This is a genomic window from Pseudomonas sp. NA-150 (assembly GCF_044336365.1).
Lineage (GTDB): Bacteria > Pseudomonadota > Gammaproteobacteria > Pseudomonadales > Pseudomonadaceae > Aquipseudomonas.
Window position 1 is genome coordinate 665,758 of record NZ_CP172305.1, and the last position, 17,257, is coordinate 683,014.

14 protein-coding genes and 1 tRNA gene are annotated in these 17,257 nt (G+C 51.6%); 7 read left to right on the forward strand and 8 right to left on the reverse strand.

The window, feature by feature from the left end; translation table 11 throughout:
• The first annotated feature begins 80 nt into the window (after window positions 1-80).
• Window positions 81-473: a winged helix-turn-helix transcriptional regulator gene (locus tag ACF0H7_RS03260; RefSeq protein WP_397451373.1), complete on the forward strand. Its 393-nt coding sequence runs from the start codon at window positions 81-83 to the stop codon at window positions 471-473.
• Window positions 474-611: 138 nt separating this feature from the next.
• Here the strand turns inward: ACF0H7_RS03260 and ACF0H7_RS03265 are convergent, their stop codons facing one another.
• On the reverse strand, window positions 612-1,535 hold the full coding sequence (locus ACF0H7_RS03265; RefSeq protein WP_397451374.1) for a LysR family transcriptional regulator: 924 nt from the start codon (window positions 1,533-1,535) through the stop codon (window positions 612-614).
• 136 nt (window positions 1,536-1,671) lie between these two features.
• Between ACF0H7_RS03265 and ACF0H7_RS03270 the strand changes: the two genes are divergently transcribed.
• Both ACF0H7_RS03270 and ACF0H7_RS03275 read left to right on the forward strand, forming a co-directional pair.
• Window positions 1,672-2,727 carry a tartrate dehydrogenase gene (locus tag ACF0H7_RS03270; RefSeq protein ID WP_397451375.1) on the forward strand — a complete coding sequence of 352 codons (1,056 nt, stop codon included), beginning with the start codon at window positions 1,672-1,674 and terminating at the stop codon, window positions 2,725-2,727.
• A gap of 93 nt (window positions 2,728-2,820) precedes the next feature.
• Complete coding sequence (locus ACF0H7_RS03275) at window positions 2,821-4,191, forward strand: dicarboxylate/amino acid:cation symporter (RefSeq protein WP_397451376.1); 1,371 nt, start codon at window positions 2,821-2,823, stop codon at window positions 4,189-4,191.
• Window positions 4,192-4,349: 158 nt separating this feature from the next.
• On the opposite strand, the gene ACF0H7_RS03280 is transcribed toward ACF0H7_RS03275, so the two are convergent.
• Window positions 4,350-4,601, reverse strand: coding sequence for a hypothetical protein (locus tag ACF0H7_RS03280; protein ID WP_397451377.1), 252 nt, complete (start codon window positions 4,599-4,601; stop codon window positions 4,350-4,352).
• A 171-nt stretch (window positions 4,602-4,772) separates the two neighbouring features.
• On the opposite strand from ACF0H7_RS03280, the gene ACF0H7_RS03285 reads away from it, so the two are divergent.
• Window positions 4,773-4,848: transfer RNA gene (locus ACF0H7_RS03285), tRNA-Thr, on the forward strand.
• A gap of 77 nt (window positions 4,849-4,925) precedes the next feature.
• Here the strand turns inward: ACF0H7_RS03285 and ACF0H7_RS03290 are convergent.
• The 6 genes from ACF0H7_RS03290 to nadC form a co-directional block, all read right to left on the reverse strand.
• On the reverse strand, window positions 4,926-5,306 hold the full coding sequence (locus ACF0H7_RS03290; protein ID WP_397451378.1) for a hypothetical protein: 381 nt from the start codon (window positions 5,304-5,306) through the stop codon (window positions 4,926-4,928).
• A 10-nt stretch (window positions 5,307-5,316) separates the two neighbouring features.
• Window positions 5,317-7,260 carry a hypothetical protein gene (locus tag ACF0H7_RS03295; RefSeq protein ID WP_397451379.1) on the reverse strand — a complete coding sequence of 648 codons (1,944 nt, stop codon included), beginning with the start codon at window positions 7,258-7,260 and terminating at the stop codon, window positions 5,317-5,319.
• Window positions 7,260-8,753: a hypothetical protein gene (locus tag ACF0H7_RS03300; protein WP_397451380.1), complete on the reverse strand. Its 1,494-nt coding sequence runs from the start codon at window positions 8,751-8,753 to the stop codon at window positions 7,260-7,262. Before ACF0H7_RS03300 ends, ACF0H7_RS03295 begins: the two co-directional genes overlap by 1 nt.
• A gap of 352 nt (window positions 8,754-9,105) precedes the next feature.
• Window positions 9,106-10,506 carry a hypothetical protein gene (locus ACF0H7_RS03305; protein ID WP_397451381.1) on the reverse strand — a complete coding sequence of 467 codons (1,401 nt, stop codon included), beginning with the start codon at window positions 10,504-10,506 and terminating at the stop codon, window positions 9,106-9,108.
• 507 nt (window positions 10,507-11,013) lie between these two features.
• The gene (locus tag ACF0H7_RS03310) at window positions 11,014-12,102 is read right to left on the reverse strand and encodes a GGDEF domain-containing protein (protein ID WP_397453814.1); all 1,089 of its coding nucleotides are present in this window, start codon (window positions 12,100-12,102) and stop codon (window positions 11,014-11,016) included.
• A gap of 80 nt (window positions 12,103-12,182) precedes the next feature.
• Window positions 12,183-13,031: a carboxylating nicotinate-nucleotide diphosphorylase gene (gene nadC / locus ACF0H7_RS03315; RefSeq protein WP_397451382.1), complete on the reverse strand. Its 849-nt coding sequence runs from the start codon at window positions 13,029-13,031 to the stop codon at window positions 12,183-12,185.
• 337 nt (window positions 13,032-13,368) lie between these two features.
• On the opposite strand from nadC, the gene ACF0H7_RS03320 reads away from it, so the two are divergent.
• The 3 genes from ACF0H7_RS03320 to ampE all read left to right on the forward strand — a co-directional run bounded on the left by ACF0H7_RS03320 (window position 13,369) and on the right by ampE (window position 17,140).
• Window positions 13,369-15,606: a DUF1631 domain-containing protein gene (locus tag ACF0H7_RS03320; protein WP_397451383.1), complete on the forward strand. Its 2,238-nt coding sequence runs from the start codon at window positions 13,369-13,371 to the stop codon at window positions 15,604-15,606.
• A gap of 131 nt (window positions 15,607-15,737) precedes the next feature.
• Window positions 15,738-16,286, forward strand: a complete 549-nt coding sequence (ampD, locus tag ACF0H7_RS03325; protein ID WP_397451384.1) for a 1,6-anhydro-N-acetylmuramyl-L-alanine amidase AmpD — start codon at window positions 15,738-15,740, stop codon at window positions 16,284-16,286.
• 17 nt (window positions 16,287-16,303) lie between these two features.
• Entirely contained in the window at window positions 16,304-17,140 is an 837-nt protein-coding gene (gene ampE, locus ACF0H7_RS03330) for a regulatory signaling modulator protein AmpE (RefSeq protein WP_397451385.1), read from the forward strand.
• Window positions 17,141-17,257 lie beyond the last annotated feature (117 nt).

Below are 17,257 nucleotides of genomic sequence, written 5' to 3' on the forward strand. Positions count from 1 at the left end.
GTCTTGAAGTGATTCTAGGGAGTCGCTGTGATAATGATAAGTACCCACCAAAAGGTGGGTAACAAACCGGTAAGGATGAAATGGAACGGAATTGGAACTGCGGGGATCCGCAAAATCGGCGGGATTGGGCTGAGGCTACAACTGAGACCCTTCGCGTACTGGAGGGGAAATGGAAGATCATCATTCTGTGTCAGCTTTTCGCTGCAAAGGAAACGCTTCGCTTCTCGGATCTGGAGAAATTGATCGAAGGGATCAATCAGAAGATGCTGATTCAGCAGCTTAAGCAGTTGGAAAGAGATGGGATCGTCCAGCGGACTGTATACGCCCAGGTGCCGCCCAGAGTGGAGTACCAGCTTACGGATGACGGTCACGCGCTCGGGCCTTCAATTCAGTCGCTCATTGAGTGGGCGGAGATGAGACGTGAGCGCGCTCAACCCAGCTCAACTGTTGATGGACCTAAGACCACCCCATAAAATCTATAGCGTGTCGCGAGGTTACGATTGGGGCGCACATACAGCCAAAAGCGTTGGTTTCGAGCCAATCGACCTAGTAATTTTCACGCGGAACAGCGGCGGAAAACTTGAAGTCTATTTCTCTTGGCTGCCTGAGAGTCAGTCGTGAATAGAGGGCGAGTCGTCGAGATGATCGATGTTCTGGAAGCGATCAACCAAGAAATCTATGAGGCTGCGAACCCTAGCCGATAAGTGCAACTGTTGCGGGTAAACCGCATACACATCTGCTCGGGTCGGAGTCTCCTCTTCGAGGACCAGGCGTAACCGGCCACTGCGTACATAACGAGCGATATCCCATTCTGCTCTAAGCAATATGCCGTAACCCTCCAGTGCCCAGTTCAATGCCACTTCACCGTCGTTGCAGCCCAGTGCTCCACGCACTTTGATGTTCTGGGTTTTGCTGCCAGTGGTGAAGCTCCAGACGCCATAGGGTGTTTCGTTCTGTCTCAGGAAAATGCAGTTGTGCTGAGGCAAATCGGCGAGTCGTTGAGGCACTCCATGTTTCTCAAGATACAGCGGTGAAGCGCACAGCAGGCGGCGATTCGAGGCGATCTTGCGGGCATGAAATGCAGTATCGGGCAGAGAGCCAAATCGGATGCCCAAATCGAAGCCATGTGTGGCCAGATCTAGCGGGTGGTCGGTGATTTCCAGTTGTATTTCCACCTCTGGATATCGTGCGAAGAAAGCAGCTAACGCAGGGCCTATGTAACGCCTGCCAAAACCCAGTGACGCGTTCACCCGGATCAAACCCTTTGGTGTAGCTCGGCTGTTGCTCATCAACTGCTCGACCTCATCGATCTGCGTGAGGATCCGCGCGGCATGGGAGAAATACAGCTCGCCCTCTGCGGTCAGGCTCATCGAGCGAGTGGTGCGGGTGACTAACCGAATGCCCAATCGCGCTTCCAGGGCGCTGAGCCTTTTGCTCACCGCTGGTGGAGTCACGCCCAACTCCCGCGCCGTCGCAGCAAGGCTGCCCTGATTGGCCAGCAGGTAAAAAAAGGATAGGTCGAGGGTCTGGCTCATTCGTAACTCAAAGTTAAGTATGTAGTGATTTCGAGTAGCTCACACTCTTGTAGGCAATACATATACTCCGACCACACCCTGATTGAACAGACCCGTTCAATAGGCAAAACAAAAACGCTATGTGAAGGTATTGACGATGAGCGCATACAAAATTGCTGCGGTTCCAGGTGACGGTATCGGTATCGAAGTGATTGCCGCAGGTGTCGAGGTTTTGAAAGCCCTGTCGAAAAAATCCGGTTTCGAAATGTCCTTCAAGGACTTCGACTGGAACTCGGATAACTACCTAAAAAACGGCTACTACATTCCTGAAGGTGGCCTTGAAGAACTCAAGACCTTTGATGCTATCTTCTTTGGTGCTGTCGGTGCGCTGAATGTACCTGACCACATTTCCCTCTGGGGTCTGCGCCTGCCGATCTGCCAGGGTTTTGACCAGTACGCCAACGTGCGGCCAGCTCGCGTTCTGCCGGGTGTGAAAAGCCCGCTGCATAACGGCCATCTAATCGACTGGGTTGTAGTGCGCGAAAACTCCGAGGGTGAATACTCCGGCAACGGCGGTCGTGTGCACCGTGGCCTGCCGGAAGAAGTGGCGACAGAGGTGTCGGTCTTCACCCGTGCTGGCGTCGAACGTATTCACCGCTTTGCTTTCGAGCTGGCGCGAAGCCGTCCACGCAAACACCTGACTATGGTCACCAAATCCAACGCTCAGCGTCACGGCATGGTGTTGTGGGACGAGATTTTCTACGAAGTCGCCAAGGATTTCCCGGACGTCAAGATCGACAAGGAACTGGTCGACGCCGTGACCACTCGCATGGTGCTCAAACCTTCGACGCTGGACGTGATCGTCGCGACCAACCTGCACGCCGACATTCTGTCCGACCTCGCAGCCGCTTTGTCTGGCAGCCTGGGCATTGCACCGACAGCCAACTTGAACCCGTCGCGTAAATTCCCTTCCATGTTCGAACCGATCCACGGTTCGGCCTTCGATATCACCGGCAAAGGCGTCGCCAACCCGATTGCAACGTTCTGGACTGCCGCAATGATGCTTGAGCACCTTGGTGAGCCTGATGCCGCCAAGCAGCTTATGTCGGCCATCGAAGCTGTAACCGAAAGCGGACTGCACACGCCTGATCTGGGTGGCACAGCGACCACTCGGCAAATCACGGATGCAGTGATTGCGCTGATCAACCGCTGATCCAAAGTCGTTCTGCGGCACAGCGCCAAGGGGAGGGTTAACGATCCGACCCCTTGGCATTTCCTGACAACAATAAAAAATCAGGGCCCTGTAATGAAACGAATCCTAAGTAAACTCTACGTGCAAGTGCTCATCGCCGTGATTCTCGGCGCCATTATCGGTGTCCTCGTTCCTGAAACGGGCACAGCGCTTAAGCCGCTTGGCGATGCTTTTATCAAACTGATCAAAATGCTCCTCGCGCCAGTCATCTTCTTAACCGTGGTCTCCGGGATCGCGCGCATGGAGAGCATGAAGGAGTTAGGCCGAGTTGGTTTCCGTGCGCTGCTTTATTTCGAAGTAATGTCGACGCTGGCGCTTCTCGTGGGGCTGGTGGTGGTCAATGTGTTTAAACCCGGCGCGGGCATGAACGTCAATGTGGCCAGCCTTGATACATCGAGCCTAGCGACTTATACCTCTGCGGTGAAACACGATTCGTTCATGGATTTTGTGATGAACATCATCCCGGACACAATCGTGGATGCGTTCGCCAAGGGCAACGTGCTGCAAATCCTGTTGTTTTCCATCTTGCTTGGTGTAGCGCTGGCGCAGGTTGGACCTCGTGCAAAATTCTTCGTCGACGCACTTGATAGTCTGATGTACGGCATGTTCCGCATCGTCAACATGGTGATGCGCCTGGCCCCCATCGGCGCCTTTGGCGCGATTGCGTTCACCATCGGCAAGTACGGCTTCGGCTCTCTGTTTTCACTCGGTAAGCTGATGGCCTGCGTCTATCTCACCTGCGCAATCTTCGTGATATGCGTCTTGGGTCCTGTCTGCCGATACAGCGGTTTTAGCCTGTGGAAGTTCCTGCGTTTTATCAAAGAAGAGTTGTTCACGGTGCTCGGCACCAGCTCCTCGGAGTCGGTACTGCCGCAGATGATTACCAAGATGGAAAAGGCCGGTGTTTCCAAACCGGTGGCCGGTATGATCATTCCTGCCGGTTTGACCTTTAACCCGGATGGCCAAGCGATCTATTACACCATCGCCGCGATCTTCATTGCCCAGGCGACCAACACCCCGCTGACCCTCACCGATCAGTTGATCGTGCTGGCAGTGTTGATGTTTACCTCCAAGGGCTCGGCAGGTGTTACGGGTTCTGGCTTCATCATCCTCGCAGCAACGCTGTCGTCGCTAGGCACCATTCCGGTGGCGGGCATGGTGTTGCTCCTGGGGGTCGACCGATTCATGTCGGAAGCACGCGCCATTACCAACACCATCGGCAACGGCATTGGCACCATGGCCATTGCCAAATGGGTCGGTGCATTGGACACAGCGAAAATGAATCGCGCGTTGAACGGGGAGCCTGAGCCAGTAGAAGAAGTGACTGCCTCAGCAACCAAGCTTCCAGCGACGGCATCGACCTACCCGCTTTACAGTGAAGTCGGCAGTTCCATTACCGAACTCAAATCTACTGCGCGCAGCTAAGTTTTTTGAATATTTGCCGCCGGTCTCTCACGAGTCGGCGGTTTTTTTGGGGGCTACTTCGGGTCGGTTAGCCATCCAAGTCCCAGGCGAATTAGCTCCTGCCACCATACGCCCGACCAAAATGCTCGGCCCATCAACACGAATTCACACAGGGACCTCTAGATATCCTCATCGTCGATCACCAGTCGCCTGCTTTTGCCAAATTGGATTGCAATTTTCCCGAAAGCCTCGCCCATCCGGTGCTCTGCAATCTTGCGTTCGCTATCGGTCATCGCCGCAGTTCTGGCACGCCAAATGAGCCGAAGCTCATCAGTCAGTTGATGACCTAAAGCCTTCAGTCTGACCATTTCATCAAACGTCAGAACTGAGCGTGGTGCAGACATGCCTATGCCTTTTTCAGGGGTGTCCATCACTGATCTCTTAGCTTTCTTGAGGGGTATTGAGCATGTGTGTTGATTCTAGCCCATAGGTGGTTTTCTGGTGGGCTTGCCCTGCTGGTGCCGATAAGGGAAGGTTTGTGACGTGTTGACTACCTGGCGAGGCCCTTGGTATGGTCCGTATGGAAGGTGCGAACGTTATACGCCGCTTTAGCTCAGTTGGTAGAGCAATTCATTCGTAATGAAAAGGTCACCAGTTCGAATCCGGTAAGCGGCACCATTCAAGTTAAACACCCGACGTCATTTCACGCCTCCTACAGAAAGAACCGATCCGATTAATCTGATACGAGTCGTGTGTCAACGCTTCGGGAAATCGATAACGTTGGAGCGTTTGGCAATCGCTTTTTCGAGTTCACGAAGGCGATGAGCCAACAATACCTCCCGCGCCCATGCTTCCTTTAAAAGTATCTGCAAAGCTTTATTTTTAAGGCGAAGGGACTCGCTCTTGGACTTCCATGCAGCAGCATAGGATCGTGGTTTGGTATCAAGCCTGAAATTTTTTATGGCTTCGATAAGCTCGATATGCTCCGGCTTTTCCTTTCGGATAAATCCTTTTATAGCTCCAGCCTCAAGCGCTACTGAATCGTTGTTGATGCGGTACTCACCCTTTTTTAGTTTGATAGGGTTATTGGTTTTAAGCCGCTCTAAGGCTTCAAAGAGAGATAATACACTCGTCATTGATTTACTCCTATTTCGGTGGTTTTGCCAAATACTCTTCGGCTTGTACGACAATCTTTTCAGCGGTTTTTCTTTCTGGAGAATCTTTTGGAAGACTGAGGGCGAAATGCTCATATGCAAGCACTGCTTTGCGCATTTTTACTGAGTTGATTACAGACTTACTGCAACCTTTAAAAGAACACGCTGCAATCGGATCTATGGTCCAGAGATTGCAAGACGGGTTGGTGCAGCCGCCGGTGGGGCGAGATACATAGAAAATCTCGCCACGTTCGAAGCTTGCCAGTGTTTCCTCCTTCATGTTTGCAATTTTAACAGGGCCTTGAGACTTCATGAATTGCTCGATCCAAGTTCCATGGCCACCCGTGAGAGTAACTGTAGATTGGAATGCGTCGCGAAAATACGTTAAGGCCTGCACTGTGGGTCGGCACTCATTGTATTCATACCTAAAGTGGTCGGAGCTATCACCAAAAAACGAACCATACTGTGTAAATCCCTTCGCGTAATAAACTGTCATCAACAAGGACAGGTGTTGCATTTGGCGCTTCAATGAAGTTAATTGTACGAGCCCCCCGTCAATCGCATAGTAAGCTAAAGACCTACGAAACTGATGGCTAGTGAAGTGCCAATGCTTACCGACGATGAAGTCCTTTTCATTTGCCCAGTCGCGACCAATCTCTGTCAGGTAGAGGTTTTTTAGATCTTCTTCGGTTAGAGTGGTTTGTTCGGACCTAAAGAAAGTCGAGAATTTAATATGTTTCAAGTCTGCCAGGGCCATGTCCTGCAACTCCACATTAGAAGAGTTTTCGCTGGGCAGTGCGCTGACATTCGGAAAAAGCATCTGCGTTTGTCGCTGTGTAGAAGTTATATTAAATTCATAGAAGAATTTAGCGATATTAGCGGCCACTTGGCAGGCGTAGACTCCAGGGGTGCCAATAATCCATTGTGTTAATTTTTTCCCTTTCTCAAGTTTTGTTGTCGTCCCTACAATCCAAGTTATATTTTTCCCATCAATTCGTTCCTTTGTGATTGGGTATATTGGCAGACTATATGCCTCGTCGTCACGCATGCCAGAATAAGCATGTATTAGAAGTTTACATGTGTATTGTATTTTGCTCAGAAATCTATTTATTTGGTTTGTTGATTTTATTTCATTAGCTGAGAAATACTCGAAAAGCCCATAAGGATAAATCGCATTTTCGAAATTGGAACGATTTACATACATTGATGGTGAGTTATCCTGAGATGTTGCGTAGTTAGCCGAGGTGCGCACTCGATATACAAAATCCTTAATCGAAGGCCAGTGAACTTCAAACTCGCGTATTCTCCGTTCAAGCTCTATTAAAATATAGCTGTAAATACGCTGTGGGATTACAGGTGTCTGGGAGTACCTACTCTTTGACTTTCGAAAGCCGGACTTTGGTGGCATCAGAGCGGGGAACGGTAAGGTGTTTCTTTCAATTTTGTAAAGATATCTTCCAAAAGAAATAAGTACTTCTTTGAGTGCTTTCGAAATGGTAGAAGCAAACAGTTTAAACCATTCCATTGATGTAAAAATATCATAGAGTGAGATGTCATGGATGACTGCGAAATGGGATGCCTTGTCCAATAATGAGTGACGCTTTAGTATCGTATCAACGCTAACAGTTTGGGTGAAGCCTTGAGGAGGATGCATGGTTATTAAGAGTAGTAGCATATGTTGGTCGAGAAGGTAACTGTTAAGATCTTTAATTTTTTGGCTGAAATTTAACGTGGCGTAACCTCGCGCCTGTGTTGCATAGGGGTATAGTTTCCAACTCATATCTGTTAGGCGTGATAGGATATTTCCATTTTTATCACGCGAGATGACAAAACTGGCATCAGGTAAACTAACCGGAGTGTGAGGCGCACGATCTCTAAACGGCATTGAGTCTGGTTCTGACAGATGATTAAAGGTGGGCAGTGAGAAGGTACGCATTATTCTAACACCTGTAGTCGAAGTAGCAGGTTGAAGTATTCTTGCCAGTATTCGCTTAGATAGCCGTTGCTAACAAGTGATCTGCACTGACGTATTATTTTTTCTGTTTCAGGGCTCTTCATGAATTCGGCTAATATTGAGTCAATTGCTGTCATCACAAGAGCGATCGTGTCCTCATCTCCTAACTGATGAGCTTGGGTAAGATCGCTGCAAACATGCCTAATACTAAGTATTTTCCAGATGTCTTCCTTGTTTCGGTGGATCAAATAGTGTTCACAAAAGAAACAGCAAATTTGGGTTGAGCAAGATGGTTGGATACCCACCTCATTTTCAATCGGCGATCCATACTCAGTACAGCCGCCGGCGGGTATTGGTATCAACTTCTTTTCGTTGGCTTTAGTTTGGTTAGCAAGCCTGCTGAAGTGATTTGTAATATCTATTGCCTGGATTTGGCGATTTCCACCCGTGTATCTTTCCGAGAAGACTTGGGCAGAGTTTTGCGCGAGTTTTGCACCTTCATCAATCGATAGATTGTTCGCAGACCAGTTAGCTTTATATTTTCTGAATTCCGTGGCGCTAATGGGTTCGAGGTCCAGTCCAAGAACTGTGTGAGCCATCTGGAAATAAACATCAATGAAATCTCCTGATACTTTTTCTGGCTTGCCATTTTTAATTTTAAAAAATAAAAATGAAAACTCTTGCCCTCTCAATAAAAATGATCTTAATTTCAGATATCTTCGGAAGTAGGGGATAAACTTTGCTTTTATTTCATAGGAGACTATTTTTCCAGCTCTACCTTTGAAGGCTCTGAAACCCTGGCGAGTGGGTTCTAGGGTGATGTCGTCACTCCACGGGAAATCAATAAATGTCGAAAGGTTGGCGCCTGTTAAAGCAAATATCAATACCATGAAGGAGTTGTATGCCCAGCTTGCAAGTTTCATACGCCGGTAATGATATTGATCATTATTTGCTGCGTTCAGGCGTTTCAGTACTTTTTCTCGCTCGTCTTGGGCTTTGGCTGGATTATAACCATAAAAATCTTGAACCCAATTGGCCTCATGTATTTCGCCGTTGGTATAATCCCATATCCAGTTAGCATTCGAGTGCTTGTATCTATCTGCAAGTTTAGCGTTGGTGTAAATCCACCTTGTAGCGGGCACAATCCACGCGCGCTCATGGGGTAATTTTAATAAAAATGGATAGCAAAGATTCTTGGTAATAAAATTTTCAAGCTGATTGAACAGATGTAGCGCAAGGTTCATGGCAGCATCTACGTTCTTCTTGAGCGGTGCTGGAACAACAGTGCTAGGAGAGGGCAATATAAGGGCTCCTCTCCCCACGTTGGCTTCACTATCGCCCGATGCCCATGTAAGTAGCATTTTGGCCGAACCCTGGCGTTTGCATGCCGCAGTAGGCCCGAGATTGCCGTGGTTTAGGCTGTCGTGTAAATGGAAACTGTACTCTCTGAACCTTGACTCAAAATCACTGATCATTAATTCAGTGGTCGAGTGATTTGCGTCATACCAATCGAAGAAGTGTGAGCCTTCGGAAATTCTGGTTCTGACCCCATCGGCTTTAATTGCCCCTCGAACAAGCAGCGAGGCTGAATTTGATATAATGTTTGCTATGAATGCTCTTCTCGAAATGTTGAGAGAGCTTAGAGTTACTTGGTAGTTTTTTTGTCGCGGGTCCTTTGAATATATGCGAGTCCTCCCAAGTAGAGAACGGATTTCTTTTTTTTGCTATAGATAACGATGTCCTCTGGGGTTTGGTGTTCCACTAACCAACCCAATTTCTTAGAGTCTTTCAAGTCCTCCAAGGATATGTATGTGAGGTTGCGCGCACTCACTGCCAGTCCTCCCACTGGCTCATTAAATACGCTTCCCAGGCCTGAGCTGTGTCGGATTCTAATTTGTGACGATTTTTATATCCTAAATATTGAACTGCCACATCAACGCTGTTCTGGTTGAGTTTTTTCATTACCAGATTTAAAAGTCCATCCCTTGACATTTTACCGCTTTCTATGAGGTGCAGGTTCGCGTTTACTACATTCATGCCACAAGTAGCGCGTAAATCATGGAACGTAAAGGTTCGGTTGAACCCCTTGGATTGCATAATAGGGATAAGCGTTTCAGAGATGTATTTCCGGATGGTTCCTCCATCAAAATTGTGGAGGTTGCGATGATCACTGCTAGAGTAATAAGGGTTACCTTGATCTGTCAAAAATACGTATTGATCTCTTTCGTTTCCGTAATGCGGCGCAACAGCTTCCCTACATTTATAATGCGGCGAAGTTAGGTATGTCTTGATCTTGTTGTAAATGAACCCCGAAAGTTCTAACAGTTGCGGTTTGTTATACTTGGTATCAATACCTGTTATAGGTCCGGCTGCAATATATACAAAGTCGTCATCGCTTACGTCGTCTCTTTCAAAATGCTTTTTTCTAACTGTAAATGTTGATTCTATCCTCGCTCCTGTAGAGAGTGAGAATTGAAATGACAAGCCTATAGAATACCTGTTGGACTCTCTCAGCGATTGCATGAGCATGATCTGCTCATTTGGCTCCAGCGGCGTTAGGCGCCCACCATCCACAATAACGTCATCTAGACTTTGTGTATTAGCTATAATTACTTCACTTGCCGAGATGGTGCTGTTTCGAAAGTCGGAGATTAGATCAAAGCTTCTTCGCACCACGTACATTATGCGACCTATATTGTCTTCAACTCTTACGGTACGATTCTGTTCCCGCCACAGCGGATATTTAAAGGAAGCAAGTTTATTTTCTTGCATCCACTCATACATATCGATTGAATTTCTAATAATTCTGACGCATGCGTCTTTAGATCTACCTAAATCGGCTTTCTCGCCAAGTCGTTCACATAGGACATAGGTTGGTCTGTATATCTTATGAACGATGTCTAGGACATAGTCTGTTCCATCACCGTCTAAAATGTTCCTCATTTCGGCAAGGTCTTTTGCTTTCGAAAGAATAGTCTCGGGCTCTAGTGCAGGCAGGTCAATATTGAATGCCTTGTCAAAGAGATAAAGATTAGCCTCCGTCCAAAGTTCGCCTGTAATGCTATTGGCAATGATGGGGTATAGGTATATCTCTGTGCGGTCGAGTTCCGGCGATTGTTCCCAGCATAATAGCGGAGCGCCATCGGGTCCTTTCGGATTCGCAATGCCGTTGAATGATGCCTTTGGAGTAAGAGGCAGAAAGTTTTTGACTGTGGTGACGTTCCACATGAGTCGATACCCAAAACGTAATGCGTCGAGGCTTTCACATGGATATAGTTGGTGTCAATAGAGTGGCAGTAGGCAGGATTCTTGCTAGTGCCTATTAACACCTATTAACAATAGGCATATATTATATTTATTCGCATAAAATTATTTTGCTCAAACTTTTTTGCAGACTTTATCTTTATGGTTCATACGCTTTTTTTAAAGTTTTGATGGAATTACACTGTTTGATTTTGGGGGTTTGTATTTTTCAACGCTTTATTGCGGTAATGGTTTTACATTTTTTTTTAGTTTGACAGTTTTTAGTACTTTCTACCGTTCGTCGGACTTATAAAAAAATATCTTTTACATTTTTATTTCGCATTTTTATGTAAGCTCCCGGTACAAAGAATTGCAGGAACCTCCTAGGTAGAAGGTCGTAGGTTCGATTCCTATTTTCGGCACCAAACAAAAAGCCCTGGCTCTCACAAGCCGGGGCTTTTTCAATTCCAGCGTCAGATCTCAACCCCGACCTCATAACACCTCAACCCGATCCCGCCCATTCTCCTTGGCTTTGTACAACGCCCGATCAACCCGTTCCAGCATGGTGTGCAGGCTTTCGTCGTCGCGGTATTGGGTTACGCCGAAGCTGGCTGTCTTGCGTTGTATGGTATAGAAATCAAAGGCGTTGATTCGCTGTCGCAGTGCGCGGGCGGCGGCTTGTGCCTGTTTGCCGTTGACTTCCGGTAGCACGATCAAGAACTCCTCGCCGCCCAGGCGACCGACTTTGTCGGACACCCTGACGTTGTCGCGAAGCAACGAGGCGAACTGTTGCAGGACGGTGTCGCCGACGGTGTGGCCGTGTGTGTCGTTAACGCTTTTAAAGTGGTCAATGTCCATCAGGATCACCGAAAGTGGAGCGTCGTAACGATTGGCGCGGGCGATTTCTTCGGCGAAGAATTGGTCGATTCGAGTGCGGTTCCAGAGTCCGGTCAGGCCGTCGAGGCTGGCGGCCAGCGTCAGGCGACTTTGATGCAGGAACATCGATTTGTGGGCTTTTTCCAGCAAGAACGCGCTGAGAAAACCAAAGGAATAAGCCGCCATGATCCACAACAGGTTCAAGCGCTGAGCGCCGGGCAGCAGCGAGCTGCTCAAGGTGAACGCGAGGGTTATAAGCACCGAGGCGGACGCGGTGAGCGTGGCCTGGCGCAAGGACAGTCCCGAGATGGCGAAGGTCCACATCAGGTTCAGATAGACCTCCGGTGCGTAGTAAGCGAAATCGTCGAGCCGGCTATTGAAGTAAAGGCTCACCGTCACTGCGCCGATCGACGCCAGGATCAACAGCCAGATCATCAAACGCCGCAAAATACTCTTGTAGCTCATGATGCCGATGGTCAGCAGCGAGGCGGGCAGCACCAGGCCATGAGCGTAAAGTCGCAGGTCGCGCTGTTCGGTGAGCACGGATTGCTCAATGGCGGCATAAACGAGGTACAGCAGCGCAGTGAGGAAGGCGACATAACGAATCTGCAAGAGCTTGGCCTGCCGGTGCCAAATGACGAAGTCCTCTTTGACCGAGGGCGACACCCCATGCAGCGGATCAAATGACCGCGACAGCACATTCATGAATGTCACCCCAGCACTCCTGTCAGATGGATGTGACGGACAGGATAGACGACGGGTATGTGTTTACATCTTGCGTGACATCACAAACTCAACCGCATCGACAAATCTACCGCCTTCACGTCCTTGGTCAGCGTGCCAATCGAGATGTAGTCCACACCCGTTTCGGCAATCGGCTTCAATGTGGTGTCATTAATTCCGCCGCTGGCCTCCAGCTTGGCCCGGCCTGCGGTCAGGCGCACGGCTTGGCGCATGTCGTCGAGGCTGAGTTCGTCGAGCATGATGATGTCGGCGTTGGCTGTGAGGGCCTGGTCGAGTTCGTCGAGGCTTTCGACTTCGATTTCCACCGGTTTGCCGGGGGCGATTTTACGGGCGGCGCTGATGGCCTGGGCGATACCACCGCAGGCGGCGATGTGGTTTTCCTTGATCAGGAAGGCGTCGAACAGGCCGATGCGGTGGTTGTGGCAGCCGCCGCAGGTGACTGCGTATTTCTGCGCCATGCGCAGGCCCGGCAGGGTTTTGCGGGTGTCGAGAAGTTTTACCTGGGTGTGCGCGACGAGGTCGGCGTAATGTTGGGAGCGAGTGGCGACGCCTGACAACATTTGCAGAAAGTTCAGCGCGCTGCGTTCGCCGGTGAGCAGGGAACGAGCCGGGCCTTCGAGGTGGAACAGGGCTTGGTCGGGGCTGACCCGATCACCGTCGGCGACTTGCCAGTGCACGGCCACGCGTGGGTCCAATTGACGGAAAACCGTATCGACCCAGGCGGTGCCACTGATCACGGCGGTGTCGCGGGTGATGATGGTGGCTTTGGCCAGACGCTCGGCCGGGATCAGTTGGGCAGTGATGTCGCCGCTGCCCACGTCCTCTAGCAACGCGCGGCGCACATTGGCTTCGATTTCGGCGGTCAGGTCGGCGAGGCGTAGATTCGGCATAGCGGGCTCCACTTTCTAAGTCGGCCGAGTATAAGGCACCCCACCGCAGCAACCCACCCCGAGACCTGCCTCCCATCGAAAGCCTGAAACTGCAGTTCGTCGGTTTTGTCCGATGTTTTGCGATGTATCACAAATATTACGGTCCATTGGTCGCCTGATTGCTCAGGAGTATGCAGAGAGTGCTGGCATAACTGTCATGTTTTGCCAGATACTCTGCCGTGCAATTGACGCCATGACTTTGGCGCTGTCCGAAAAATGACTACCGAATTACTTTACAGACAGCGGTTGTAGGTCTTGTCTGTGGGGAGGTTCAGACGGTTCTAAGCAGGAGATCGGGATGCAAAACGACGGGAAAGTGGTGCCGCTGACTAAAGCGACCCCCGAGCCAGCGACGACGTCGCCACTGGCGAGGCTGCCCGTTGTGCTCCTGCAAGTTCGCGACAAGGCTGCGCAACAGCTCAAAGAGGGCCTGCAAGCGCTGTTCGACAACGCCGACGATACGCTGTTTGAAATGGCCGATCGGGCGCATAACAACGTCGAACAGAACACCTTCTTCGAAGCCATGCGCGACCTGCGTCTGAAGCGCAAAAGCATCGAACGCGCTTTTCTCGACAAGTTTTATGAGGCCTTTTTGCGCCTGGGGCAGTACGAGGTCAGCGAGCCGGAAATCGAGGCGCCGGTGACGTTCGATAAGCTGGCGCTGGTGCATAACGACGATCTGGAACGCACGGTGGCAGTGGATGCCATGGTCTCCAAGGTATTGAGCCGCGACGGCTTTGCCCTGACCCAACTGACCACGCGTCTCAACAGTCTTATTCCGCAACCTTTGACCGACGCGGCCAACCCGATGGGTCCGGCCATGTTGTGCGATTTTTTCCTGCAAGCCGGGCGCAGCCTGGGCGTGGAAATCAAGGTCAAACTGATCATCCTCAAGCTGTTCGAAAAGTACGTGCTGACCGACGCCGATCATCTTTACTGTGAAGCCAATCAGCTGTTGGTCGCAGCGGGTATTCTTCCGGAGCTTAAAGCCGCGCCGGCACGTCGTGTCAGCGACCGTGCTCCAGCCGCTGCGCGTTCGACGCAGGCAGCTGAAGAGCGTGCGGCGAACAGCAGCAGCCGGCCGTTGGATTCTGACGTACACGAAGTATTTGCGGCGTTGCAGGAGTTGTTGTCGCTGGTGCGCAGCAGCGTCACGCCATTGCACGCACCCAATTCCGAAGCGAAACCAATTTCCAGCCACGACCTGCTGCGCCTGCTCTCGCATTTGCAGCAGTACGTACCGGCGCCGGAGGCCGCAGACGAGTTCGATCTGCGCAACCAGCTTGAGCAGTTGTTGACCCGGGTCAGCGTCAAGAGCGGTAAATTCCGCGTCGTGGGTGTGGTCGATGAAGACGTAATCAACCTGATCGCGATGCTGTTCGATTTCATCCTCAACGATCGCAACCTGCCGGATTCGCTCAAGGCGTTGATCGGCCGCTTGCAGATTCCGATGCTGAAAGTGGCGGTGATCGACAAGAGCTTCTTCAGCCGTGGCAGTCATCCAGCGCGTCGCTTGTTGAACGAAATTGCCTCGGCGGCCCTGGGTTGGGGCGGTCGCGACGACTATCAGCGCGACACGCTGTACGTGCGGATTGAGCAAGTGGTACAGCGGCTGCTCAATGATTTTGTCGACGATCCGGCGATTTTCTCGGAATTGTTGGTGGATTTCCTTGCCTACACCAGTGACGAGCGTCGTCGCAGCGAATTGCTGGAACAGCGCACCCGTGATGCCGAGGAAGGCCGCGCCCGAGCTGAATTGGCGCGTCAACGGGTACAGCAAGAATTGAATCAGCGCTTGTTGGGCAAGACCTTGCCGGAAGTGGTGGTGCGTCTACTCCAGGAAGCCTGGAGCAAGGTGCTGCTGTTGACCTGCTTGAAACATGGCGAGCAATCGGCAGAGTGGCAGGCCGGTCTGGGTGCGATGGACGATCTGATCTGGAGCGTCGAACTGCACGACGAGCCTGAAGCACGGCAGCGGTTGCTCGATCTGGTGCCGGGCTTGCTCAAGTCATTGCGCGATGGCCTGACCAGCGCAGCGTTCGACCCCTTCGCCACCAGCGACTTTTTCAGCCAGTTGGAGGGTCTGCATGTTCAGGCGTTTCAGCACTTTGCACGCCAGCAAGATGCTCAGGAAGAACGCCACGCAGCCCCTGCGCTAACGGGGGAAATGGTCGAGGTGATGGAAGAGATCGTGCTGATCGCCCCTGGCGAACAGGCCCTCAGTGAGCCGAGTATTCGTCTGGCGGACGATGACGCTGCTGTCCTGCAAGTCGATGCGCTGAGAGTCGGTTGCTGGGTGGAAATGCAAGAAGACGAAGACCACAAATTGCGCTGCAAACTGGCGGCGATCATCGAATCCACCGGCCGTTATGTGTTCGTCAACCGCACCGGGATGAAGGTGTTGGAAAAGACCCGCATGGGCCTCGCGGTTGAGTTTCGTCGTGGCGCGGTGCGCCTGTTGGATGACGCGCTGTTGTTTGACCGGGCGCTGGAAGCGGTGATCGGGAATCTGCGTCGCCTCAAGGGTGCGGTCTGACAGACGCGAATGTCCCTCCTACGCTGACCGCGTTTGCTGCACGACACGTCACCCACTCAAATATTGCTGCCCCGCGATTCCCCATCGCGGGCATACTTGGGCTTATCGATTGCCCGTTCAAGGAACCCTCCATGCAGTTGGACTCCGCAAGCGGCTGGTGCGTGGGTGCGCATCATTGTCCGTCGCCCAATTTCAATGCCCGTCCCGAGGCTGAGATTTCGCTGCTGGTGATCCACAACATCAGCTTGCCACCGGCTCAGTTCAAGACCGGCAAGGTGCAGGCGTTTTTTCAAAACAAACTGGATGTCACAGAACACCCGTACTTTGAAGGCATTGCCGATCTGCGGGTGTCGGCGCATTTTTTGATCGAGCGTGAGGGTGAGGTGACCCAGTTCGTCTCTTGCCTGGAACGCGCCTGGCATGCCGGAGTGTCTAATTTTCAGGGTCGCGAAACGTGCAATGATTTCTCCATCGGCATTGAGCTGGAAGGCACCGACGATCAGCCATTCACTGACGCTCAGTACGCGGCGTTGATCGCGTTGACGGGCCAGTTGCAGGCGGCGTTTCCGGCGATTACCACGCAGCGGATTTGTGGTCACAGCGATATTGCACCGGGACGCAAGACCGATCCAGGTCCGTGCTTTGACTGGGCGCGTTATCGGGCGGCTTTGCAAGATTGAAGTGAGAGGAACAGGGAATGAGTTTTTTGGTGTTGCTGTTTGCAGTATGGATCGAGAAGTTTTCAGGCTTGCGCCACCGCGTTCAGCGCGATGGTCTGTGGCTGCGCGAATTGGCCAAGCTGGAAAGCGGCCCTCATTTGCAATCGCGTCCGTGGTTGGTGCTGGCGTTGCTGGTGCTGCTGCCGGTCCTGCTGCTGTGGCTGTTGTTGGTGGTGGTGCAGTCGGTGGCATACGGCTGGCTGGGGCTGCCGATCCATTTGCTGGTATTGATTTATGCCTTGGGGCGCGGTGATTTGCTGACGGCGTTGGGGCCGTTTCGCGATGCCTGGCGCCGGGGTGATGAACAGGCGGCCAGCCATGTGGCTGAGCGTGATCTGGGCGTGGTCGCCGAAAACAGTGAGCAACTGCTGGAAGGCGTTCAGGGCTATCTGCTGTGGCAGGCCTATCAGAGTTTCTTCGCGGTGATTTTTTGGTACTTCTTGCTGGGACCGGTGGCGGCGTTGAGTTATCGGTTGCTGGCGCTGGCGGTGAACAACAGCAAGAACCCGGCGGTGCTCGAGCGCGCCGCGCAATTGCGTCACGCCTTCGATTGGGTGCCGGTGCGCCTGCTGGTCGCCAGCTTCGCCTTGGTGGGAAATTTCGTCTCAGTCAGCCGGGTGATGCTTCACGAATTGCTCAACTGGAACATCAGCGCGGCGGAACTGGTGAAAAGGGCCGGTCAGATCGCCAGCGAAACACCGGCGCCGGTAGTGGGCGCCGATGGCGTCGCCAGCCTGGATGCCATCTGGGAACTGCTGCTGCGCTCGGCGCTGGTCTGGTACGCAGGGTTTGCCCTGTGGACATTGCTGCTCTGATAAGCGCAGCTCCTACAGGGTCGGCGTACTTTTCCATTTACCTTTAGTTACAAAGCCCCCAGTCGATATCAGGTATACAGGTCACATCGCTAAATGGCGGAATTTCGCTATTTTGAC

Coding starts and splice junctions, on each gene's coding strand:
- ACF0H7_RS03275 (WP_397451376.1), top strand. CDS start 2,821: ATGAAACGAATCCTAAGTAAACTCTACGTGCAAGTGCTCATCGCCGTG.
- ACF0H7_RS03265 (WP_397451374.1), bottom strand. CDS start 1,535: ATGAGCCAGACCCTCGACCTATCCTTTTTTTACCTGCTGGCCAATCAG.
- ampD (WP_397451384.1), top strand. CDS start 15,738: ATGCAGTTGGACTCCGCAAGCGGCTGGTGCGTGGGTGCGCATCATTGT.
- ACF0H7_RS03320 (WP_397451383.1), top strand. CDS start 13,369: ATGCAAAACGACGGGAAAGTGGTGCCGCTGACTAAAGCGACCCCCGAG.
- ACF0H7_RS03290 (WP_397451378.1), bottom strand. CDS start 5,306: ATGACGAGTGTATTATCTCTCTTTGAAGCCTTAGAGCGGCTTAAAACC.
- ampE (WP_397451385.1), top strand. CDS start 16,304: ATGAGTTTTTTGGTGTTGCTGTTTGCAGTATGGATCGAGAAGTTTTCA.
- ACF0H7_RS03295 (WP_397451379.1), bottom strand. CDS start 7,260: ATGCGTACCTTCTCACTGCCCACCTTTAATCATCTGTCAGAACCAGAC.
- nadC (WP_397451382.1), bottom strand. CDS start 13,031: ATGCCGAATCTACGCCTCGCCGACCTGACCGCCGAAATCGAAGCCAAT.
- ACF0H7_RS03305 (WP_397451381.1), bottom strand. CDS start 10,506: ATGTGGAACGTCACCACAGTCAAAAACTTTCTGCCTCTTACTCCAAAG.
- ACF0H7_RS03310 (WP_397453814.1), bottom strand. CDS start 12,102: ATGAATGTGCTGTCGCGGTCATTTGATCCGCTGCATGGGGTGTCGCCC.
- ACF0H7_RS03300 (WP_397451380.1), bottom strand. CDS start 8,753: ATGATCAGTGATTTTGAGTCAAGGTTCAGAGAGTACAGTTTCCATTTA.
- ACF0H7_RS03270 (WP_397451375.1), top strand. CDS start 1,672: ATGAGCGCATACAAAATTGCTGCGGTTCCAGGTGACGGTATCGGTATC.
- ACF0H7_RS03260 (WP_397451373.1), top strand. CDS start 81: ATGGAACGGAATTGGAACTGCGGGGATCCGCAAAATCGGCGGGATTGG.
- ACF0H7_RS03280 (WP_397451377.1), bottom strand. CDS start 4,601: ATGGACACCCCTGAAAAAGGCATAGGCATGTCTGCACCACGCTCAGTT.